The sequence below is a fragment of the Henriciella algicola genome (assembly GCF_003576245.1).
In the GTDB taxonomy this organism is placed as follows: Bacteria; Pseudomonadota; Alphaproteobacteria; order Caulobacterales; family Hyphomonadaceae; genus Henriciella; species Henriciella algicola.
Genome location: NZ_QWGA01000007.1, coordinates 311654 through 333894, shown reverse-complemented (window position 1 = coordinate 333894; position 22241 = coordinate 311654). Strand labels below are relative to the sequence as shown.

Annotated in this window: 23 protein-coding genes; 6 read left to right on the top strand and 17 right to left on the bottom strand. The window is 58.9% G+C overall.

The genetic code is table 11. From position 1 onward, the window contains the following. Positions 1-10: 10 nt before the first annotated feature. The 3 genes from D1222_RS11335 to D1222_RS11325 are packed head-to-tail and all read right to left on the bottom strand — an operon-like array spanning position 11 to position 3374. Positions 11-1378, bottom strand: a complete 1368-nt coding sequence (locus D1222_RS11335) for a sigma 54-interacting transcriptional regulator (protein WP_119454371.1) — start codon at positions 1376-1378, stop codon at positions 11-13. Then, the gene (locus D1222_RS11330; protein ID WP_119454370.1) at positions 1375-2427 is read right to left on the bottom strand and encodes a two-component system sensor histidine kinase NtrB; all 1053 of its coding nucleotides are present in this window, start codon (positions 2425-2427) and stop codon (positions 1375-1377) included. The genes D1222_RS11335 and D1222_RS11330 overlap by 4 nt, the downstream gene beginning before the upstream one ends. Continuing rightward, positions 2424-3374 (bottom strand): tRNA dihydrouridine synthase, encoded by a 951-nt coding sequence (locus D1222_RS11325; protein ID WP_233348711.1) that lies wholly within the window; start codon positions 3372-3374, stop codon positions 2424-2426. The genes D1222_RS11330 and D1222_RS11325 overlap by 4 nt, the downstream gene beginning before the upstream one ends. Positions 3375-3534: 160 nt before the next feature. Between D1222_RS11325 and D1222_RS11320 the strand changes: the two genes are divergently transcribed. Both D1222_RS11320 and D1222_RS11315 read left to right on the top strand, forming a co-directional pair. Next, on the top strand, positions 3535-4680 hold the full coding sequence (locus D1222_RS11320) for a bifunctional 2-C-methyl-D-erythritol 4-phosphate cytidylyltransferase/2-C-methyl-D-erythritol 2,4-cyclodiphosphate synthase (protein WP_119454368.1): 1146 nt from the start codon (positions 3535-3537) through the stop codon (positions 4678-4680). Between the two features lie 9 nt (positions 4681-4689). Continuing rightward, on the top strand, positions 4690-5181 hold the full coding sequence (locus tag D1222_RS11315; protein ID WP_119454367.1) for a CinA family protein: 492 nt from the start codon (positions 4690-4692) through the stop codon (positions 5179-5181). Between the two features lie 10 nt (positions 5182-5191). Here the strand turns inward: D1222_RS11315 and D1222_RS11310 are convergent, their stop codons facing one another. Beyond that, positions 5192-5650 carry a type II toxin-antitoxin system RatA family toxin gene (locus tag D1222_RS11310; protein ID WP_119454366.1) on the bottom strand — a complete coding sequence of 153 codons (459 nt, stop codon included), beginning with the start codon at positions 5648-5650 and terminating at the stop codon, positions 5192-5194. Positions 5651-5659: 9 nt separating this feature from the next. Continuing rightward, a complete protein-coding gene (gene lipA, locus D1222_RS11305; protein ID WP_119454365.1) occupies positions 5660-6607 on the bottom strand; it encodes a lipoyl synthase in 948 nt (315 codons plus the stop codon). A 131-nt stretch (positions 6608-6738) separates the two neighbouring features. Here lipA and D1222_RS11300 point away from each other — a divergent pair, with 131 nt between their 5' ends. The 4 genes from D1222_RS11300 to D1222_RS11285 all read left to right on the top strand — a co-directional run bounded on the left by D1222_RS11300 (position 6739) and on the right by D1222_RS11285 (position 11528). Then, positions 6739-8325 carry an AMP-binding protein gene (locus D1222_RS11300; RefSeq protein ID WP_233348709.1) on the top strand — a complete coding sequence of 529 codons (1587 nt, stop codon included), beginning with the start codon at positions 6739-6741 and terminating at the stop codon, positions 8323-8325. 87 nt (positions 8326-8412) lie between these two features. After that, positions 8413-8925 (top strand): ATP-dependent zinc protease family protein, encoded by a 513-nt coding sequence (locus D1222_RS11295; RefSeq protein WP_119454364.1) that lies wholly within the window; start codon positions 8413-8415, stop codon positions 8923-8925. Between the two features lie 39 nt (positions 8926-8964). Next, complete coding sequence (locus tag D1222_RS11290; protein WP_119454363.1) at positions 8965-10536, top strand: UUP1 family membrane protein; 1572 nt, start codon at positions 8965-8967, stop codon at positions 10534-10536. Beyond that, entirely contained in the window at positions 10533-11528 is a 996-nt protein-coding gene (locus tag D1222_RS11285) for an alpha-L-glutamate ligase-like protein (protein ID WP_119454362.1), read from the top strand. The genes D1222_RS11290 and D1222_RS11285 overlap by 4 nt, the downstream gene beginning before the upstream one ends. Here the strand turns inward: D1222_RS11285 and D1222_RS11280 are convergent. The 12 genes from D1222_RS11280 to rpmF form a co-directional block, all read right to left on the bottom strand. Then, entirely contained in the window at positions 11525-12427 is a 903-nt protein-coding gene (locus D1222_RS11280) for an SDR family oxidoreductase (RefSeq protein ID WP_119454361.1), read from the bottom strand. The genes D1222_RS11285 and D1222_RS11280 overlap by 4 nt on opposite strands. Positions 12428-12470: 43 nt before the next feature. After that, positions 12471-12836, bottom strand: a complete 366-nt coding sequence (locus D1222_RS11275; RefSeq protein ID WP_119454360.1) for a hypothetical protein — start codon at positions 12834-12836, stop codon at positions 12471-12473. Positions 12837-12863: 27 nt separating this feature from the next. Further along, complete coding sequence (locus D1222_RS11270; RefSeq protein WP_119454359.1) at positions 12864-13700, bottom strand: mechanosensitive ion channel family protein; 837 nt, start codon at positions 13698-13700, stop codon at positions 12864-12866. A 46-nt stretch (positions 13701-13746) separates the two neighbouring features. Continuing rightward, positions 13747-14493 carry a ligase-associated DNA damage response endonuclease PdeM gene (gene pdeM, locus D1222_RS11265; protein ID WP_233348705.1) on the bottom strand — a complete coding sequence of 249 codons (747 nt, stop codon included), beginning with the start codon at positions 14491-14493 and terminating at the stop codon, positions 13747-13749. Between the two features lie 59 nt (positions 14494-14552). Then, on the bottom strand, positions 14553-15962 hold the full coding sequence (gene lpdA / locus D1222_RS11260; RefSeq protein ID WP_119454358.1) for a dihydrolipoyl dehydrogenase: 1410 nt from the start codon (positions 15960-15962) through the stop codon (positions 14553-14555). 15 nt (positions 15963-15977) lie between these two features. Next, entirely contained in the window at positions 15978-17423 is a 1446-nt protein-coding gene (locus D1222_RS11255) for a pyruvate dehydrogenase complex dihydrolipoamide acetyltransferase (RefSeq protein WP_119454357.1), read from the bottom strand. Then, positions 17423-17746: a DUF5076 domain-containing protein gene (locus D1222_RS11250; protein WP_119454356.1), complete on the bottom strand. Its 324-nt coding sequence runs from the start codon at positions 17744-17746 to the stop codon at positions 17423-17425. Before D1222_RS11250 ends, D1222_RS11255 begins: the two co-directional genes overlap by 1 nt. Beyond that, entirely contained in the window at positions 17736-19166 is a 1431-nt protein-coding gene (locus D1222_RS11245) for a pyruvate dehydrogenase complex E1 component subunit beta (protein ID WP_119454355.1), read from the bottom strand. Before D1222_RS11245 ends, D1222_RS11250 begins: the two co-directional genes overlap by 11 nt. After that, the gene (gene pdhA / locus D1222_RS11240; protein ID WP_119454354.1) at positions 19166-20185 is read right to left on the bottom strand and encodes a pyruvate dehydrogenase (acetyl-transferring) E1 component subunit alpha; all 1020 of its coding nucleotides are present in this window, start codon (positions 20183-20185) and stop codon (positions 19166-19168) included. Before pdhA ends, D1222_RS11245 begins: the two co-directional genes overlap by 1 nt. Before the next feature lie 69 nt (positions 20186-20254). Further along, positions 20255-20554, bottom strand: coding sequence for an FtsB family cell division protein (locus D1222_RS11235; RefSeq protein WP_119454353.1), 300 nt, complete (start codon positions 20552-20554; stop codon positions 20255-20257). A 79-nt stretch (positions 20555-20633) separates the two neighbouring features. Next, positions 20634-21908 carry a phosphopyruvate hydratase gene (gene eno, locus D1222_RS11230; protein ID WP_119454352.1) on the bottom strand — a complete coding sequence of 425 codons (1275 nt, stop codon included), beginning with the start codon at positions 21906-21908 and terminating at the stop codon, positions 20634-20636. A 112-nt stretch (positions 21909-22020) separates the two neighbouring features. Then, positions 22021-22200: a 50S ribosomal protein L32 gene (gene rpmF, locus D1222_RS11225; RefSeq protein WP_119454351.1), complete on the bottom strand. Its 180-nt coding sequence runs from the start codon at positions 22198-22200 to the stop codon at positions 22021-22023. Positions 22201-22241 lie beyond the last annotated feature (41 nt).

Genomic DNA, 22241 nt, shown 5'->3' with positions numbered 1-22241 from the left:
CCATGGTCAATTAGTCGTCTGCGAGACCAAGCTGGTTGATGCGCGAGCGTAGCGTGTTCCGGTTCACCCCAAGAAGCGCCGCCGTTCTGAGCTTGTTTCCGGAAGTCACTGACAAGGCGAGCTTTATGAGCGGACGTTCAACCTGCTCCATGATCTTGCGGTGAATATCACTATCGTCCGGGTCGGCCTGCAACAGGTCTGCCATCACGTATTTGTGCAGCAGCGTCTCGACCTCTTTCTCGAAGTTGCTAGACGAAGAGATGTCCTTGAGCGCTTCGGACCGAAGTTCACGCTCAACGTCGCGCTGGGAGATAATGGAATCGGGGCTGAGCGCAGCAAGGCGCATGATGAGGTTCTCTAGCTCACGCACATTGCCCGGCCAGTCATAGGCCATGATCAGATCCATCGCCGCAGGTTCTACCTGCTTGCTCGGCAGACCCTTTCGTTGCGCGCGGATCAGGAAGGCCCTGACGAGCTCCGGAATGTCTTCCTTGCGTTGCCTGAGCGGCGGCATGAATACACGCACGACATTGATCCGGTAGAACAGGTCTTCGCGGAAGCGACCCTCTTCGACCAGCGTGCTGAGCGGCTTGCGGGTTGAGGCGATGATCCGCGCGCCGCCCGCTTCCCGCATAAGCTTTACAAGCTGGGTCTGCGCTTCGGCCGGTAGATCGCCGATTTCATCGAGATAGAGTGTGGCACCCGGATCAAAGGCGATACCTGGATTGTCCGGCGTGCCAAAAAGGTCCTGGCTGATCCGGTCAGTTGGCATGGCGGCAAGGTCCAGCGCCTTGAAGGGGCCCTTCTTGTCGCTCTGGAGCTCATGGATCGCCTGCGCGGCCAGCTCCTTGCCGGTACCGGACTCGCCTTCGATCAGCACGGTAAGGTCGGTGTTCATCACCCGCGAGATGATGCGATAGACTTCCTGCATTGGCTCTGATCGGCCGATCAGCGGCAGGCTTTGCTCTCCGCTTGTCTTGAGCGCTTCTGTTGCGGCGGCATCCTTGCGCAGCGGCGCTTTCAGCGCGCGGCCGACCAGACCGGTCAGCTGATCGATGTCGAAAGGCTTGGGCAGATAGTCATAGACGCCGTGGCGCGCTGCAGATGCTGCTGTCAGGATGGTGTTCTGCCCGCTCATGACGATAACAGGAAGGTCTGGTCGGGCGAGCCTTATCGAAGGTAGGACTTCGAAGATGGCGGTATCGCCGAGATAGACATCGGTGACCACGACGTCGCCTTCACCATTGCGCACCCAGCGCTCAAGCGCATCGACAGAGCTCGTTGCCCGTACCTGATACCCTGCACTCACAAGCGTCTGGTTTACGACAAGCCGGATGCTTGCATCGTCTTCGGCGAGCAGGACGGTTTTTTGTGTCATTGAACGATATCCCGTTTCATGGGCAGGAAGACAGAGAACTTGGTCTGGCCGGGTTTGCTCTCGACCTTGATCCGGCCCTCATGGGCCGCGACGACTTCGGAGACGACGCTGAGGCCGAGGCCGCGGCCACCTGCCTTGGTGGAGCTGAACATGTCGAACATTTGGTCACGTGTCTCAGAGCTTATGCCCCGGCCATTGTCCTCAACAGTGATGCGGATGGCGCGCTGAAGTCGCCGCGCATTGCGCTTGCTGGAGAATGCAAAGCCGGTCTCAAAGGCGGTCTGGAGCGTCACCTGTCCCTGCCCGCCGGTTTCACTCGCTGCCTCTGCTGCATTGCGTACGATGTTCTGGAAGGCTTCGTGCAGGTGATCCTCGTCCCCAAGTATTTCAGGCAGCGACGGGTCATAGGCGCGTTTCAGGGCGATCTTACCGCCATGCGCCGCTTCTTCAGCAATCAGGATCTTGTCCAGCAATTGGTGAATATTGAACCGGTCACGCCGCGGCGCCGAGAAGAGCTCAAAGGCGGAGAGGCGGCTGACGAGGCGTTCGATACGGCTCGCTTCGCTCTTGATGATCTCGAGCAGCGGCACTTCGTCTTCACTGGCGTTGCGCAGCAGGAGCTGCGCGGCTCCGGAGATGCCGGCGAGCGGGTTCTTCACTTCGTGACCGAGAATGCGCCCAAAGCCGGAAATGCCGGCAGCGCTGTCTGAGGGGTCTCGTACCAACGACTCTGCGATCGCCAGAATGATTGAACCGTCCGGCCCAGGGCGAAGCCGGATATCATAGAGCTTCCCGCGAACGGCGGATGGCCCGGCAATCGTCAGGCCATGCGAGGAAATGTCGCCCTCTTCGCTCGCGACCCGGTCGAGAAGTTCGAACAGCGGCGAGTCGTGATAAACGAACTCACTGAGATTGTGCGCCTGCAGGCTGGCCAGCGAATGACCGAGGATCATCTGCGCTTCTGTATTCGCTGACATGATGTTCCGGCGATTGTCGATCTGCAGAACGGCAACCGGCATCAGGTCCGATAGGTTCGTCTTGTCCGTCATGCCGCAACCTGCAGTCTGTCTTCAAAGAGTTGATTGAGAAACGCGAAGAGTGGCTGGGCATCTTCAAAACCGCAGGCGCGCGCACGCAGCTCCTTGCGTTCCGCATCGCTCCAGTCGGCATCAAGATGATCGACCGCGGCGGAGATGTGCTTGCGCACGATGCGCAGGCCGAGCGCCTTTCCATAAAGGACCATGCTGTCCTCTACCTGTTCGATGAGACTATCGAGCTGTTCAGCCGCATCTGGCGCGCGCCAGTCACGACGCCCGGCAAGATGGGCAGAAACCTGTCCGAGCAGCCAGGGCCGCCCCATCGCAGCGCGGCCGATCATGACGCCATGAGCGCCAGATGCTGTGAGCGCGGCATCAGCCGTTGCGCAGTTTTCAATGTCGCCATTGACGACGACTGGAAGATCGATGGCTTCGACGGTGTCATGAACCCGCGCCCAATCGGCCGTCCCTTTGTAGAACTGGCAGCGTGTCCGACCATGAACAGTGACCATACACAGCCCGACTGACTGTGCGTATCGTGCGAGGTCTGGCGCATTGAGCATGTGATCATCCCAGCCGAGACGCATCTTGAGCGAGACCGGCAAACCGCCCGCACCTTGCAGCGCAGCATCGATGATCGATTTCGCCAGATCGGGTTCTTTCATCAGGGCCGAGCCAGACTGACCGCCGGTCACCTGCCGCGAAGGGCAGCCCATATTGATATCGATTTGGTCCACGCCAGCTTCGGCCAGCAACTCAGCGCCACGCTGCATGTCTTCAGGGCGCCGCGCGGCCAGCTGGACAATCCAGCGTCCGCGTCCCTCATGCCTGCATGTGCGGCGGACGACGTCCGGGCGCGCCGCAGCCAGTGTTTCGCCTGCGACCATCTCCGATACGACAGCTTCAGCGCCGAAACGTACCGCTTGCCTGCGAAATGCCGCATCGGTCGAGCCCGACATCGGAGCAAGCCAAACGCGCTCTGCCAAAGATTGGTGCATCGTGTACATACATTTAGTTTGAACAATTTTTTGCTTTGCACAATAGTTGCGCATGAGGGGCGGTGCCGCAGCAATAATTCATGTGGCCATTCTGCATCAGCGCGGGTAAGCCCCTGCTCTTATGAGAGTTCATGCAATCATTGTTGCGGCCGGGTCTGGCAGCAGGACTGGTCGAAAACTGCCCAAACAGTTCGAGATGCTGGCGGGCAAGCCGGTCTATCGCTGGTCTCTGGACACTTTTCTTTCGGACTCTCGAGTGGACCGCATCGGGCTGGTCCTGCCCTCTAATCATATCGAAAGACTTGCCACCGAGATTTCAGGCGACGAGCGTGTCGTACTCGTCGCAGGCGGCAACGACCGGACAGCATCCGTGCGCAACGCGGTAGAGGCGCTCTCACCCGATGCCGATGATATCATTCTCGTTCACGATGCTGCGCGCCCCGGCCTCAAAACCCAGACGATCACTTATTTGCTCGAGGTGATGAAAACCCATGACGCCGCAGCCCCTGCCCTGCCGGTCATAGACGCGCTGAAGCGACAGACTGACGAAACGCTGCAGACAGTAGATCGCTCAGGCCTCTACCGCGTGCAGACACCCCAGGCTTTCAAGGCTGGTATTCTAGCATCTGCGCTGGCTGACAAAGCCGCCAGTTTCGTCGATGACCTTGAAGCGGTCGAAGCACTTGGCGCAAAAGCGGCATTGGTCGATGGGGACGAGCGGCTCTCCAAGATTACCTTTGCGGATGACTTTGAGAAAATGGAGGCCATGATGACGGGGAAACAGGCTGAATTCAGATTCGGCACCGGCTTTGATGTTCACGCTTTTGAGCCCGGCCCCGGGGTCACACTTTGCGGCATCTTCATTGAACATGGATCCCGCCTAAAAGGTCATTCGGACGCCGACGCAGGCTGGCACGCGCTGACGGATGCGATCCTCGGCGCTGTGGCCCTTGGGGATATTGGCGATCACTTTCCACCATCTGACGATCGCTGGAAGGATGCCGATTCCGGCGTGTTTCTGAGCCACGCGATCAAACTCGCGCGTGAAGCCGGCTGGCAACTCACCCATTGCGACATCACGCTCATATGTGAGACGCCAAAGATCAAACCGCACCGTGAAGCCATGCGGAAGCGGACCGCAGAGCTCTCCGGGCTGCAGCTTGACGCCGTGAGCATCAAGGCAACGACAACCGAGGGATTGGGCTTCACCGGTCGCCGCGAAGGCATCGCCGCCCAGGCCGCTGCAACGCTTCGCAAGATCATCTAGGAGGACCGCATGTTTCCAGACCGTCTTCGTAATCTCTGCCTGCTGACCATGGATGAAGCGCGAGAGCGGCGTGTGAAAATCGCTTCAGCCGAATCCTGCACGGGAGGGCTCATCGCCGCGCTCTTCACGGAGTTTTCCGGCTCATCAGACGTTTTTGAGCGAGGCTTCGTGACCTACTCGAACCGCTCAAAGGAAGAGGTGCTCGGCGTGCCGGGCGACCTGATTGCCGACTATGGCGCGGTCTCAGAAGCCGTCGCCCGCCTCATGGCAGAGGGCGCCCTTAATTCAAGCCGCGCGAACCTTGCGATTGCGGTTACAGGGATTGCGGGTCCCGGCGGTGGCACGCCGATGAAGCCGGTTGGCACGGTTCACATCGCCTGCGCCCGCGAGAATAAGGCTGTCCTGCACGAAGCCTGCTATTTCGGAGATATCGGACGCCATGAGGTTCGAATGGCGACGATTGAGGCTGCGCTGAACATGATCCGGCAGCAGATCCCGTAACCAGAAAAGATTAGGTGCGCCGCTCACCATACCGGCGGTCAGCTTCGTCAATGAACGACTTCATGATCTTGTTGACGGCAAGGGTCGTGTTCGCCTTTGCGAGAAGCGACAGGACGGGATTGCGGAACTCATAGTCGATAAAGAAATCGACGACTGTGCCGAGTTCCCCGTCAGGCGACATCTTCCACCGGTTCTGAAGCTTCTTGAATGGGCCACGCGCCAGAGAGACCTCAACGGTGCGGTTCTCATCATCGGCGGCAATGTCGGTCGCAAATCGCTCGGAGAAGCCCTTGAAGCCGACATCGACCTCGCCGCGATACTTGCGCACGCCGTCTTCTTCGCGCTCTCCGCTCACCTTCATGGTACGGATCCACTTGATGAATTCGGGATAGCGCTTGATGTCGGCGACCAGATCAAACACCTCATCGGCGCGATGCTCGATCACCAGCTGCTTTGAGAGGCGCGGCAAAGGCTGCTCCTACTGGTTAGCGGCCAGTCGTGCCGCCTTCATTTTCGCAAAGTCCTCATCGGCATGATAGCTCGACCGGGTGAGCGGTGAAGCGGACACCATGAGGAAGCCCTTGGAACGCGCGATCTCTTCATAGGAGCTGAACTCATCCGGGTGGACGAAGCGATCGACAGCTGCGTGTTTACGCGTCGGCTGCAGGTATTGGCCGATGGTCAGGAAATCGATGCCAGCAGAGCGCATGTCATCCATGACCTGCATGACCTCTTCCTTGGTCTCACCAAGGCCGACCATGAGGCCTGACTTGGTGAACTGGTTCGGGTCACGCATCTTCACGCGCTCAAGAAGGCGCAGGGAATGATAGTAGCGGGCGCCCGGGCGGATAGAGAAATAAAGGCGCGGGACGGTTTCAAGGTTATGATTGAAGACGTCAGCGCGCGCATCAATGACTGCGTTTTCCCAACCATCCTTGCGCAGGAAGTCTGGCGTCAGGATCTCGATTGTCGTGCCGGGCGATGCCTCGCGGATCGCGCCGATCACATTCACGAAGTGACGCGCGCCGCCATCCTCAAGGTCGTCGCGGTCGACAGACGTGATCACAACGTGCTGGAGGCCCATTTCCTGAACGGCTTCAGCGACACGGCGCGGCTCATCCTCATCGACAGGCGACGGTTTGCCGGTGGAGACGTTGCAGAATGAGCAGGCCCGGGTGCACACCTCACCGAGGATCATCATCGTAGCGTGCTTCTTGTCCCAGCATTCGCCGATGTTCGGACAGCCAGCTTCCTGACAAACCGTCACGAGACCTTTGGAGCGGACGATTTCCTGCGTATCCCGAAAACCCTGGCTCGTCGGGGCTTTCACACGGATCCAGTCCGGCTTGCGCAAGACGGGCGTATCGGGCCTGTTGCGCTTCTCCGGATGCCGGAATTTCTGCTTGCTCTCGATGAGTGTAACCATGCGGCATAGATGGACTGCCACGCCCCCATCATCAAGCTGCAATATCGCAAGGCGGCATTGACCGGCTGCCCTGCGCGAGTTGCCTTTATCACTCTCTGTGACATTTTGTGACACTAAGTTTAGAAATCACAATGCCGAAGCTTTCCATGACCTCTGTTCCAGAACCGATCTCATTCAACCTGAAACGAACGCGGACCGACATCTTCTCCGCCTTCATGCGGGCGCGCAAAGAGTTTGGCGGTGCCACTGTGGCCATCGTGGACGGCGACGAACGCGAGCTGACCTATACGGAGATTGCGCGTGCCGCCTTTGCGCTGGGATCTGCGATTCGCGCCAAGACCGCGCGCAATGAAGTCCTGGGCATCATGTTGCCAACCGGTGCGGGCGCCGTCATCGCCTTCCTGGCCGTACTGGCTGCTGGCCGCATCCCGGCAATGCTGAACTTCACAGCGGGGTCGGCAAACCTCCGCGCGGCCATGCGCGCCGCCGAAGTGTCCAAGATCATCACGGCAAACAAGTTCATCGAACTCGGCAGTCTGGAGCCGCTGGTCGAGAGCCTGAGCGAAGACGCGGAGTTCATCTATCTTGAGGACGTGCGAGAGAACCTGTCCCTTGCTGACAAGGTGAAGGGGGCCGTCGGTCCCCTATTCCCGTCGCTGGTCTTTCAAGGACCGGATCACAAGAAGACCGGCGTCATCCTGTTTACGTCCGGCACCGAAGGTGAGCCGAAGGGCGTCGTGCTCAGCCACCAGAACATCGTCGCCAATGTCGAGCAGGTGCGCGCCCATATCGGTCTCTCGCCGGAGACTGACTCGGTTTTCAATCCGCTGCCAACTTTTCACTGCTTCGGCCTGACGGTCGGCGCCCTCCTTCCGCTGATGGCTGGCGTCAAAGCGGTCTTCCACCCGACGCCTCTCCAGCCGCGCGAGATCGCCAAACGTATCCGCCAGACAGGTTCCACCATCCTTCTCGCGACCGACACTTTCATCTCTCAATATGCCCGCGCCGGTGAAGAAGGCGACATGAGCAGTGTCCGGCTTGCTGTCTGCGGCGCGGAACGCGTGCGAGACGAAACACGCCAGCTCGTCCGCCGCAAATTCCAGATCGAGATCCTCGAAGGTTATGGTGCGACCGAAGCTTCCCCTGTGGTCGCAGCAAACAGTGTCGAATTGAACAAACCCGGCACCGTCGGCCGCCTCATGGCCGATATGGAATACGAACTAGTTCCGGTCGAAGGCATCGAGGATGGCGGCAGACTTCGCATTCGCGGCCCGAATGTCATGCAGGGCTATATGCGCGCGGACAATCCGGGTGTGCTGGAGCCACTCAATGAAGGTTGGCATGACACAGGTGATATCGTCGCCATCGACAAGGATCGCTGCATCCGCATTCAAGGCCGGGTGAAGCGCTTTGCCAAGATTGGCGGCGAGATGGTTTCGCTGGCGGTTGTCGAGAACTGCGCCAGCGCTATCTGGCCTGATGACATGCATGCGGCTGGCGCCATCCCTGATCCGCGCAAGGGCGAGCAGATCGTGCTTCTGACGACATCTGCAGAAGCAAACCGGAGCGAGATCCTGGCCTGGTCCCAATCGCACGGCGTTTCGGAACTTTCCGTCCCCCGAAAGGTCTATCATGTCGATGACATACCGGTGCTTGGGACCGGCAAGATTGACTATGGTGCCGTCAACCAGCTGGTTCGTGAACTCAGCGATGCTTGAGCGTCAAAGTTAGATACGAGTTTCGCCACGCGAAAATCACATTCTTGCTGTTTGAAGCGCCCAATAAACAAAGGCAGGCAAGAATCCATGTTGCGTAAACTTCTCATCGCGTCGTCCATTATCGCTGGCACGGCCCTCAGCGCCGCTGCAGACACAGACAAGAACGTTCTTGGCTGGCTGGAGCATGTGCGAATTGCAGATCTCGACATTGAGCTCGATGCAAAACTCGACACCGGCGCCAAAACGTCTTCGATCCACGCCGTGATCCTTGATGCGCCCTCCCGCAAGGATTGGGACGATGAAGACGAAACACGCGACATCGTGTTCAAGGTTGTAAATGAAGACGGCGACGAACGCACGATCGAGACAGAAATCGTACGCTGGGCCGCAATCAAGACAAAGCGCGGCGGTCTAATTCACCGCCCGGTCGTAGAGCTCGAATTCTGCCTTGGCGGTCTTCTTATTGAAGATGAGGTCACACTCGCCGATCGAGGCAACTTCAACTATGAAACCCTGATCGGCCGGAACATGCTCGAGAAGGCAGACATCGTCGTTGACGCAAGTGAAATCTATACGAAGCGGGCACGGTGTTCTAAGTAGTCGGGCCGTTGGGGTTTAAGGGCGACTCGGAGCTGATTTTTGAAACGTACTCAATTGCTGATCATCGTGGGCGCACTCATCGCGGCCGCGCTCGGCATCTTTTCGTACAAGGTCACGCGCCTCGGCTTTCCAGTCGTGCCGAACCTCGATTCCGACACCTGGACGATTGAGGCGAAAGTCTCATTCCGGGGGCGCGGTGATCCAGTCACTCTCCGCCTCGCCCTCCCCAACTCCGAAGGCCAGTTCACTGTCGTTGACGAAACCTTTGTGGCATCGGGCTTTGGCGTAGAAACCGACACAACAGAAACCGGACGTCAGGCCGTCTTTGAGCGCCGCGCGCAGGATGGCAGTGCCGTCCTTTTCTATAGTGCAAAGCTGATCGCCGTCGATCAGCGCTACTCCAATGATGCCAGACCGACTCCTGAGGCCATATCGGATTACCGTCGATCTGAACGTCGCCGCGCAATTCAGGAGAATGCGACGCCTCTTCTCGTCGCGCTCGATTCGATCCTGACGGAAGCGTTGGAGAAATCCGCAGGTGAGCGCAGCTTCATCACGCAGCTCGCACGCCTAAGCGCCGACGAAAGCGACGACCGTATTTCCACGATCATCGAAGGCGGGCCACCTGAGATTTCGAACGCATCGGACAGGCTCGTTTTTCTGCTTAATGCGGCGGGGACGCCTGCCCGGCATGTACAGGGCATTATCCTCGATACGGACACGCGTCAGGCACCGCTGACGACGTGGGTTGAGTACTGGCTTGGCGAGACATGGGTCAGCGCAAACGGGACGACCGCTGAGCCGCTGAACGATGCGCGCACGCTTCCAATTGTCTACGACCGCCAGCCCATCGTGGATGGTGACGGCTTTAACCGCGTTGGTGTCTCATGGTCGGTCGCACGAAACTTTGAAAGCCAGCTGTCCCGGGCCATGGAGCGCGGCTCCGAGTTTGCACCCTGGGTGAACGCCACCTCCTTGCTCAGCCTGCCAATTGACCTTCAGCTCGTCTTCCGCGTGCTTCTGCTGATCCCACTGGGTGCGCTAATCATTGTGATCCTCAAGCAGGTCATCGGCATGCCGGCCTTCGGCACGTTCATGCCTGTCCTTATCGCGCTGGCGTTCCGTGAAACGCAGCTGTTTACCGGTATCATGCTCTTCACGGGCATCGTTGCTGTTGGCCTGCTACTGCGCGCTTACTTCAATCAGCTTCAATTGTTGCTCGTCCCCCGTCTCGCGGCGGTGCTGATCATCGTGACATTCGTGATGATGTTCATCGCGCTCGCTGGCGAAGCGATGGGAATTCAGACCGGGCTTTCCATCTCGCTCTTCCCACTTGTCATTATCACGATGACCATTGAGCGCATGTCGCTCACCTGGGAAGAAGACGGGGCCAAGGAAGCCTTGAAGAAGGCGCTGGGCTCGCTCGCGGGCGCCATTCCGGCCTATTACATCTTGACCAGCGAATACATTGAGCACTTCGCCATCGTATTTCCGGAGTTGCTGCTCATAGTTCTCGCGGCGGTTCTGATGCTTGGCCGTTACACAGGCTACAAGGTCACCGAGTATTTCCGCTTCAAGGTTCTAGCGAATGCGAGCGACAAAACCTCATGATCGGTTTCGGTCCAATATCTAAATTGGCCAAGTCCGGCGTGCTCGGGATGAACAGCCGCAACCTGGACTTCATCGCGGCCTATAATCCACGGCGCTTCTATCCGCTCGTCGATGACAAGGTTATCACGAAGAAACTCGCCATTGAGGCGGGGGTCACCGTGCCAGAGCTGTACGGCGTCATTCGCTATGGCGGCGAGATGCACCTGCTTGAAAAGATCGCAGAGAAGCACCGCTCTTTCGTGGTCAAGCCTGCCAACGGGTCGGGCGGCGGCGGCATTATGGTGTTTAACGGTGTCGCGAAGACAGGGCTGCGCCGCATGAACGGTCAGATCATGCTGTGGTCAGATATCCGCTATCACCTCAACAACATGCTGAGCGGCATGTTCTCGATGGGTGACGGGTCTGATCAGGTCATGATCGAAGAGCGGCTGGTGCCCCATTCAGCCTTTTCGAAGTTGGCTTTTGGCGGCGTACCGGACGTCCGCGTGATCGTTTTTCGCGGCATCCCGGTCATGGCCATGCTGCGTCTTCCCACCGCCGAGTCAGATGGCAAGGCGAACCTTCATCAGGGCGGCATCGGCGCTGGGATCGATCTCGTGACCGGTGTCACGACGCGGGGCGTCCAACACAACGATTCAGTCGATGTGCATCCTGACTTCGAAACGCCCGTACGCGACTTTCAGGTGCCCTCATGGGACGAAATTCTGGAACTCGCTAGTCGCCTCGGTCACCATATCGGTCTTGGCTATGTCGGCGTAGATATCGTGATCTGCGAGCATAAGGGCCCCACGCTGCTCGAGCTCAATGCCCGGCCCGGTATCGCTATCCAAACAGCAAATCTTCGGGGGCTGCGGCCACTGCTCGTTCCGATACACAAGCTGCCATCAGTTTCTGAAGATGTGCATGAGCGCATCGAGATTGCACACGCCAACTGGAATGGCGAATCCCTGGAGCGATTTCTCGCCCCAGGGGAAGAGATGCGCCGCCACTAGACGGTGCGTGCCGCCTTGTCCTTGGCGTTCTGAACCTCAATCGCTTCTCGCGCGGCCTTCCACTCACTGTCACCCCATTGGGTAAGCTGGGCGAAGTTGCCGCCGGACGCGTTATACATCGCCCCATCAATGGCGATGGTCTGGCCGTTCACATATTCGGCGCCCGGCCCCATCAGGAAGACCGCCAGGTTCACCAACTCGTGCATCTCGCCGACGCGGCCCATCGGGTTCGCTGCGCCAGAATCGCGGCGCTCGGTGCCTTCGGTTTCAGGTGAGAGGCGATTCGACATGCCTTCGGTCGGGAACGGTCCTGGCGCGATCGCATTGAAGCGGAGGCCATAACGGCCCCACTCTACTGCGAGGCTTTGCGTCATCGTGTTCACCGCCGCTTTGGACATGGCGGATGGCACCACAAACGGACCACCGTTCCAGACCCAGGTCGTCAGGATCGAGATGACGTTGCCGCGCGACTTCTCGGCAATCCAGCGCTTGCCGATATCGTGGGTCATGTAGAAGCTTCCGCGGAAGACGATGTTCGAAATCGCGTCAAAGCCGCGAATTGAAAGGTCTTCGGTCCGCGAGATGAAGTTGCCAGCAGCGTTGTTCACGAGGCCGGTCAGCGCGCCATGCTTTGACCAAATCGCGTCGTTCATATCCGTGATGGCTTCGGCAACGCGAATGTCGCAGGCGTGAGGCACGACCTTGCCGCCATGGTTGGACATCAGCTCTTCTGCAGTGTCCTCACAAACCTTCCCGCGCCGGCCACAAATGTGCACTTCGGCGCCGAGCTTGAGAAAGCCTTCGGCCATTTCCTTGCCGAGACCGGTGCCACCACCAGTGACGAGAACCCGCTCGCCTTCCATGAGGCCCGGCTTGAACATCAGCTTGTTTATATCCACGAATAGTCTCCCTTTATGTTTGGGAAGAGCTTAGTTCGCGCGCCTATTTTCGAAAGGGCAAACTGGCCAGACGCCATAAAAGAAACGCTGGAACGACGATTGCCGCACCGGCAAGGAACGGCTTCCAGAGCGTGCTGATCAGCCAGAGAATGGAATTGAACACGGCTTGGATGACGCCCCAGACAGCGCCCCTGAAATTCAGACTGTCGCTGTTGGGGTCAAGATCCAGCGAAAGCAGGAACAAGCCGAGCAGGACGCTCGCCGCGACCAGTCCGGCGACCTGTAACAGACCAACCGAAAACAGGCGCCTTTGCAGCGAGCGTTGAGGCCGGGAAGCCTTGGGGCTTTCGCCGCCGGGCTCCCCGATCTTGGTGACGACCGGCGCTTCCACCGGACCTGTGTCTGCCATTGCCTCGATACTCTCCTGATTGCGCGGCTAGCTCGCCACTTTCTGGACCAGCGTGCGATGCGGATAAGGAATGGAGATACCTTGTGCGTCGAACTCTTCCTTCACCTTCTTGGTGAGGTCGAATTTCAGGTTCCAGAGGTCGGTCGCGTTGCACCAGAGGCGACACGTAATATCGACGGAGCTGTCGCCGAGATTGGTCACCTTCACAAACGGTTCCGGGTCGCGGAAGACGCGCTCATCGGCGTCCACCAGCGTCTGGATGATGCCCAGCGCCTTATCCATGTCGTCGTCATAATCGATGCCGAAAACGATATCGCAGCGGCGCGTATCATAGCCTGAATAGTTCTTGATGACCCCGTCGATCGCTTCGGTGTTCGGGATGATGATCTTCACATTATCCAGCGTCGCCAGAATGGTCTGGAACAGGTTGATCTCTTTGACCGTGCCGACCTGGTCAGCGATCTCGACGAAATCGCCGTTCTTGTAAGGGCGGAACAGCATGATCATCACGCCGGACGCGATGTTTCCCAGTGCACCTTGCAGCGACAGACCGATCGCCAGCGTCAGGGCACCGAGAACCGCAACGAAGCTTGTCGCCTGCACGCCAAATACTTGCAGCGACGCGATGATAACGGCAGCCGTTACAAACCAGCGGACGAGAGAGCCAAAGAATGCGCCGAGCGTTTCGTCCACACCGGCGCGCTTCGATGTCTGCTTGCGCACCATTGATGAGAGCCAGCCGGCTATCCGCAGGCCAATGACCAGGACGACCAGTGCGCCAAAAACTTTCAGCGCGCCGCTCAGCAAGACTGGCCAGTATTCGGCGGCGAGCGCGGCGAAATCGATATTCTCTAGCTGTTCCATGTAGACCTCTTTTTACCAGTGCATCAGCTAGGACAATTTCCAGCAATTACAAACGCCAGAGCTGATCCTTGCGTGCTGCGGTGTGATCTTGCGCGAGCAGTTTGCGATCTACAATGTGGACCTGCTTCTCCCCCGCAGCAAATGCGATCCATCCACCTGCAAAGTGCCGCGTGACGGCATCGTCGAGAATGTTCAATCCACCTGTGTAGGCGCCCATGGATGGCATTATCAGACGGTGTCCGTCGCTGATGAAGCATTTGCGGCGGACTGCCCTGCCCCGTCCTGTTACGCGGGCGACCGGATGGAGGTGTCCGGAAATTTCGCCGATTTCCCCGGTGGGTTCGTGGCGGAAGACACAGTCGCCCATCCGGAATGTCTTCGCGCCGCGCCCACCAAGATGGGCCGGCGGATCCGGGTCATGGTTTCCTTCCACCCAGACCCAGTCCGTCCGCGCTGTGAGGGCGCGGATGCGGAGGCGTTCAGCGGGCGAAAGCCGGGCTTCTGCGGCCGGATCGTGGAAGCTGTCACCGAGGGAAACAACGCAGTCTGGCGCAAATTCATCGACCAGCGTCTCGACCACTTTCAGCGTCATGCTGGTATCATATGGTGGCAGGAGCTGACCGCGCCTTGCGAAACTCGATCCCTTCTCAAAATGCAGGTCAGAAACGATGAGCGTCCGGCGCGCAGCCCACCAGAGCGCGCCCTGTGCGAGGGGCGTCATCAACTCACCGCGATGGTGCAGCTGGAGTGCATAGGCGGTGTTTTTGAGGGGCGCCGACATATACCGAAACATGCCGGGCGCCGCCCTCAAGGTCAATTTGCGAGACGCCGCCAGACTGCAGGCGGCGACCGCTACATGTGAAGGACACGCCCCTGTGAGGCGAGCACGCTCTCATGCATCATCTCTGACAGGGTCGGGTGCGGGAAGACCGTGTGCATCAACGTCTCTTCGGTGAGCTCACCTTCACGCGCAATGACATAGCCCTGAATGAGCTCAGTGACTTCGGCGCCAATCATGTGCGCGCCGAGAAGCTCGCCTGTCTCAGCGTCGAAGACCGTCTTCACGAGACCTTCAGCAGCGCCAAGCGCAATTGCCTTGCCATTGCCGATGAAGGGAAACTTACCCACCTTGATCTTGTGGCCGGCCTCTTTCGCCTTGGCTTCAGTGAGCCCAACGCTGGCGATCTGCGGGTGCGAATAGGTGCAGCCGGGCACATTCCAGGCGTCGAATGCGTGTGCATCCTCGGCGCCTGCGATCCCTTCAACGCACATGACGCCTTCATGGCTCGCCTTGTGGGCCAGCCAGGGAGCGCCAGTGAGATCACCGATGGCATAGAGGCCGTCCACGCCTGTGCGGCCGAAACCGTCGACGAGAACGTGGGTCTTCTCGACCTTAACGCCGAGCTCTTCGAGGCCGAGGCCTTCAACATTGCCGACAATGCCGATTGCGAGGATCACCCGGTCGACTTCCAGCTTCTCGGTCTTGTCGCCTGAAGAGATGTCGGCCGTGACCTTGCCGTTCGACTTCTTCAGCGACTTGACCTGCGCGCCCGTGTGGAACTTGATGCCCTGCTTCTCGAACTGCTTACGCGCGAGGCCAGAGATTTCCTCATCCTCAACAGGCAGAATCCGGTCTACGGCCTCAACGACAGTCACGTCGCTTCCAAGCTCATTGTAGAAGCTGGCGAACTCAATCCCGATTGCACCTGAACCGATGACGAGAAGCTTCTTTGGCGTCTCTTTCGGCACCATGGCTTCGCGATAGGTCCAGATCAGATCACCGTCCGGCTCAAGCCCAGCCTGAGGAATGGCCCGTGCCCGAGCCCCCGTCGCAAGAATGACGTTCTTCGCCTTGTATTCTTTTGACTTTCCGTCCTTTTCTTTCACAGAAACGGTCGGCGCTGGCTTGCCCTTCTTAAGGCTTGCTTCGCCCATGATCACGTCGATCTTGTTCTTCTTCATCAAGTGGCTGACACCGGATGACAGCTGCTTTGCGACGCCGCGCGACCGCTTCACGACGGCTTCGAGATCGAAGTCAGCCTTGTCGATCTTCAGACCAAAATCCTTGGCGTTGTTCGCATAGTGCAGCACTTCGGCAGACCGCAGCAACGCCTTGGTCGGGATACAGCCCCAATTGAGACAGATGCCGCCAAGACTCTCGCGTTCGACGATCGCCGTCTTCATGCCGAGTTGGCTTGCGCGGATCGCGGCGACATAGCCGCCAGGGCCGGAGCCGATGACGATGAGATCATAGTCAGCCATTCTTGGCCTCCAGTTTTAGAGCAGCATGCTTTGCGGATGTTCGACGTAACGCTTGAATGCGGCCAGCCATTTTGCGCCCTCAGCCCCGCCAATGACACGGTGGTCGCAGGACAGCGTGACCGTCATGACGGTCGCCGGCACGATTTCACCGGCGTCATCAACGACAGGACGCTTCTCGCCTGCCCCGACCGACAGGATCATGCCTTCCGGCTGGTTGATGATCGAGCCGAAAGATTTGATGCCGAACATGCCGAGATTGGAAATCGAGAACGTGCCGCCCGAATATTCCTGCGGCTTGAGCTTCCTCTCACGTGCGCGGGTCGCAAGGTCCCTCATCTCACGCGAGATGGTGGCAAGACCCTTGGTCTGCGCATCGCGGATCACCGGCGTAATCAACCCGCCATCGATCGCAACAGCGACCGAGATGTGCGCCGATTTGTGGTAGGCGATGCCCTTATCAGTGAAGCTTGCATTGCAATCCGGCTCAGACATCAGCGCCAGGGCTGATGCCTTGATCAGCATGTCGTTGACCGAGATTTTCACGCCTTCAGGTGCGGCTTCGTTGATATCGGCGCGGGAAGCCAGAAGCTTGTCGAGCTTGATATCCACGTTGAGTGGGAAGTGCGGGACCTGCATGAAGCTCTGGGTCAGGCGTTTCGCCACAGTCTTGCGCATGCCGTCGAGCGGCTTCAGCTCATAGCTCTCTGGATCATAGACGCGATCATCGAGCACCTGCGGCAGGATCAGGCCATCAGGCGCAGCCTTCGCCGTATCGGCTGGGGCGTCTGCCGCCTTCTTCTCAGAAGCTGCCTGCTTCTTGCGGGGCTCTGCGGCCTCGACATCTGCTTTCACGATCCGTCCACGCGGGCCAGAGCCCTCAAGCGTGGAGAGATCAATATCACGCAGCGCCGCGATACGGCGCGCCAGCGGGCTTGCCTTGATGCGGTCCTTGCCACTGCCGACATCAGCGAGCTTTGGCGATGTGCCTTCCAACTCCTTGCGCACGTCCTTGCCTTCGGCCTCGCGCGGCTTCTGGGCGCTGTCACCCGTGGAGGTTGTGCGCTCGGCATCGCTCTTTTTGGGCTTATCGTCGGGCGCCTTTTTCTCTTCAGACTTGGCAGGCTTTTCAGCCTCCTCGTCATCATTGGAAGAGTCGTCGCTCTTCTCGCTACCGCCAGCTGTTGCCGCTTCCGGCGCTTCCACATTGTCCGGGTCTTCGCCCTCTTCAGCGAGCACGGCGATCACCGAATTGACCTTCACGCCTTCCGTGCCGGCTTCCACAACGATCTTGGCGATTGTGCCTTCATCGACGGCTTCGACTTCCATCGTCGCCTTGTCGGTCTCAATCTCCGCAATGACATCGCCCGAAGAGATCGTATCGCCAGGCTTCACCATCCAACGGGCGAGCGTGCCCTCCTCCATGGTCGGAGAAAGTGCGGGCATGGTAATATTGATGGCCATTAGCTCTTGCCCTTGATCGTGGTGCCCGAGAGGTCTGGCGCATGGCGAAGTCGTTCGCCGATGCCGCCAAGGATCTGCTCCATGATCTCCTGCGCGGACGGACCGTCAGGATTTTCTTCGCGCAGCACGCGTGTCACATGTTTGGCGATGTCGGCCAGCATGAAACCCCACATGGGCGGCTCTTTTTCCGGGTCACCCGAAGCGCCGACTTTCAGGCTCACATGGTCCTGATTGTTCGAGATCCAGAACCGGATCATTTCCTGCGCAAAGGCGTCCTGCTGGATCGTGCCGGGCTTGGAGAGTTCTTTGTGATCACTTGACATAACACACCTGCTTGGCCGCCTTGATGATGTCTGCGGTGCCCGGAAGGCTCATGGCTTCGAGGTTTGCAGCGTATGGAAGCGGCACATCTTTCTGATGCACGCGGGTTGGAGGCGCATCAAGATAATCGAACGCTTCGTTCACCACCGTTGCGCAGATTTCGGCACCCACGCCCATGAAGCGCCAGCCTTCCTCACACGTCACAATGCGGTTGGTTTTCTTGACGCTTTCAATGACGGTCGCCGTGTCCAGCGGACGCAGCGAGCGCAGGTCGATGACCTCTGCTTCAATGCCATCTTCTGCAAGCTTTTCAGCCGCCTGAAGCGCGAAGCCGACCATACGGGAGTGCGCAACCAGAGTCACATCCGCGCCTGGACGACGAACACGCGCCTTACCAATCGGCAGGACATAGTCCTCAATGTCGGGAACCGGGAAGCTCTCGCCATAGAGCAGCTCATGCTCAAGAAAGACGACCGGATTCGGGTCGCGGATCGCCGCCTTGAGGAGGCCTTTCGCATCAGCCGCATCATAGGGCGCAACGACTTTGAGGCCCGGGACATGCGCATACCAGGAGGAGTAATCCTGGCTGTGCTGGGCGGCGACGCGGGAAGCCGCGCCATTCGGTCCGCGGAACACAATCGGGCAACCCATCTGGCCGCCGGACATGTAGAGCGTCTTGGCTGCCGAGTTGATGATCTGGTCGATCGCCTGCATCGCGAAGTTGAACGTCATGAACTCAACGACAGGCTTGAGGCCGCCAAAGGCCGCGCCGACACCGAGGCCAGCAAAGCCATGCTCTGTGATTGGCGTATCGACGACGCGCTTGTCGCCAAACTCCTGCAGCAACTCCCGGGTGACCTTGTAGGCGCCCTGATACTCTGCGACCTCCTCGCCCATGACGAAGACGGTCTCGTCGCGGCGCATTTCTTCTGCCATTGCATCGCGCAGTGCATCACGGACGCTCGTGTCGACGAAGTTCGTGCCCTCAGGGACGTCCGGGTCGGTCAGCGAGTCTTCATCAGGCTTTGGCGGCGCAGACGCTCCCTCCTCTGCTGAAGCTTCGTCGCTGTCATCGCCATCGCCTTCAGTCTCAGGCGCGTTCTTGGCTTCAGTCTGCGCTTTTGACGTATTCTCGCTATCATCAGATGCGGGCGCATCATCGATATCTTCGGCGCTTTCGCCTTCCTCTGCGAGGCGTGCGATGACCGCATTCACCTTCACATTTTCGGTGCCTTCAGGCACGAGGATCTTGGCGAGCGTGCCTTCATCGACGGCTTCGACTTCCATCGTCGCCTTGTCGGTCTCAATCTCTGCGATGACGTCACCAGACGAAATCGTGTCGCCTTCCTTCTTGAGCCAGCGCGCAAGCGTGCCCTCTTCCATTGTCGGCGACAGGGCCGGCATCAGAACATCGATGGCCATCAGGCAGACTCCACTTCACGCAACACATCAGTCCAGAGCTCTTCCGGGTCTGGCTCAGGACTATCCAGGGAGAAATCCGCAGCTTCTTTCACCAGTTCCTTGATCTCCTTGTCGAGATCCTTGAGCTCCTCCTCGGTCGCAATTTCCTGCTCCAGGATGCGCCCCTTGAGGCCGTCAATCGGGTCGTGATGAGTGCGGATATCGTCAACTTCTTCACGCTTGCGGTACTTTGCCGGGTCCGACATGGAGTGGCCGCGATAGCGATAGGTTTTCATCTCGAGAATGTACGGCCCCTTTCCGGAGCGGGCGTACTTCACGGCCTTCTCGCCGGCCGCTTTCACGGCATAGACGTCCATGCCGTCGACTTCTTCGCCCTCGATCTCGAAGGAGATACCGCGCTTGAACAGCTCGGTCTCTGCCGAGGCGCGCGCGACGCTCGTGCCCATGGCGTACTGGTTGTTCTCGATCACATAGACGACAGGCAAGTCCCAGAGGGACGCCATGTTGAAGCTCTCATAGACTTGGCCTTGGTTCGCAGCGCCATCGCCGAAATAGGTCACGCAGATATTGTCGGTGCCGCGATACTTGTTCGAGAAGCCAAGGCCCGTGCCAATCGGCACCTGCGCGCCAACAATGCCGTGACCGCCGAAGAAGTTCTTCTCCCGCGAGAACATGTGCATCGAGCCGCCCTTGCCCTTCGAATATCCGTCCTTGCGGCCGGTCAGCTCTGCCATGACGCCTTTGGCATCCATGTCGCAGGCGAGCATATGACCGTGGTCGCGGTAGCCGGTGACGATCTGGTCACCCTCTTTCAGACAGGCCTGCATGCCGGTGACGACAGCTTCCTGGCCGATATAGAGGTGGCAGAACCCTGCAATCTTGCCCATGCCATAAAGCTGGCCCGCCCGTTCCTCGAACCGGCGGATCAATAGCATGTCACGATAGTATTTCAGCGCTTCGTCGCGCTGGAGCTTGGGTGGAGATTTGGAAGTCTTGCTTCTGGACGGCGTTTTGGCCATGAGGCCTCCCTTTATCAAGACCCCCTTATGTACCCCGAAACGGGCCTTCGTCCAGTTTTAGCACCTATGTCAAAATGCAGCCCCGGAGCTGTCATTTATGATAATAATCTCATCAGCATAGACGAGATTCAGGTCTTCACGGGCCATGATTTCAACGAGGTCGGGATCCACCCGGCCGGGCGTCAGGCGTGCAATATCCCGGCGCAGCACGTCATTCGCTGCCGTGATGGCATCAAGCTCGGCCTGCTTTTCTGACAGTTCCTGTTGCAGATCGGTCCAGCGGCCAAGCCCCTGCTCACCCGCAAAGGCGTGATAGGCGAAGTATGCGATCAGCGCGGAAAGGGCTGCTGCTGCATATTTGGGGGTCATAAAAGAAACCTCTGCCGACAAGCGAATCGGCAGAGGAATCCATTTGGGTAAATTTACTCTTAATGGCCGCGCGGCGACCCTAGGCGTTGATCAGCGTACGCCCTGCATAGAGCGCGGCCGCACCGAGCTCTTCTTCAATGCGGATCAGCTGATTGTACTTCGCCAGACGGTCCGAACGCGAAAGTGAGCCGGTCTTGATCTGTCCACAGTTTACCGCAACGGCGAGGTCCGCGATCGTGTAATCCTCTGTCTCACCAGAGCGGTGGGACATGACGGCCGTATAGGCATGGCGATGCGCCAGCTCGACAGCGTCGAGGGTTTCAGACAGCGTGCCGATCTGGTTGACCTTCACGAGGATGGAATTTGCGGCGCCGCGCTCCAGGCCCTGGGCAAGGCGCTCCGGATTGGTGACAAACAGGTCGTCGCCGACGAGCTGGCACTTGTCGCCGACCGTCTCGGTCAGGATGCCCCAGCCGTCCCAGTCATCTTCTGCCATGCCGTCTTCGATCGAGATGATCGGATAGCGGTCAACAAGGTCCTCAAGATAGCGTGCCATGCCGGCCGCATCGAGCGTCTTGTTCTCGCCCTTCAGGATGTATTTGCCGTCCTTGTAGAACTCTGTCGAAGCGGCATCGAGCGCGAGCGCGACTTCATCGCCCGGCGTATAGCCAGCTTTCTCGATGGCCTTCATGATGTAGTCGATCGCCGCTTCGGTCGAGGAGATGTCCGGCGCAAAACCGCCCTCATCACCCACAGCTGTGTTGAAGCCGTCAGCGTGGAGCAGCTTCTTCAGCGACTGGAACACCTCTGACCCGACCTGGACGGCATGGGCGATGCTGTCTGCCGCGACCGGCATGATCATGAATTCCTGGATGTCGATCGGATTATTTGCGTGCTCACCGCCGTTGATGATGTTCATCATCGGGGTTGGAAGGATGCGCGCGTTCGATCCCCCAATATAGCGATAGAGCGGCAGGCCGCAGCTCTCGGCAGCCGCCTTGGCGACCGCCATGGAGACACCGAGGATTGCGTTCGCGCCGAGGCGCTTCTTGTTGTCGGTGCCATCGAGCTCGATCATCAGCCCGTCGATCAGGCGCTGCTCGGTCGCGTCGAGGCCAACCAGCTCATCATTGATCTCGCCATTGACGGCGTCGACAGCCTGATTGACGCCCTTGCCGCCATATTCCTTGCCGCCATCGCGCAGCTCATGGGCTTCATAGGCACCGGTGGAGGCACCGGATGGCACAGCGGCGCGGCCCGTAGAGCCGTCGTCCAACGTCACATCGACTTCGACTGTCGGGTTGCCGCGGCTATCGAGGATCTGGCGGGCATAGATATCGACGATTTCGCTCATTGGGGCGCACTCTCTTTTTTCGTCTTCAGCAGATATGACAACGCCCCCGGTCTCCCAGGGGCGTCATGTCGGTTACTTTGTGTCACCTCGCAGCGCAAGACTGCGCGTGGCGTTAGTCCTTAGGCTCAAGGATCTGGCGACCACGATACACACCGGTCTTCAGATCGATGTGGTGCGGACGGCGAAGCTCGCCGGAATCCGCGTCTTCGATGAAGGTCGGGGTGGACAGACGGTCGTGGGCGCGGCGCATGTTGCGCTTGGACGGCGTCGTTTTTCGCTTAGGGACTGCCATGTTGTCGTTCCAGTTTGTGTGTAGTGGGAACACTACGTGAA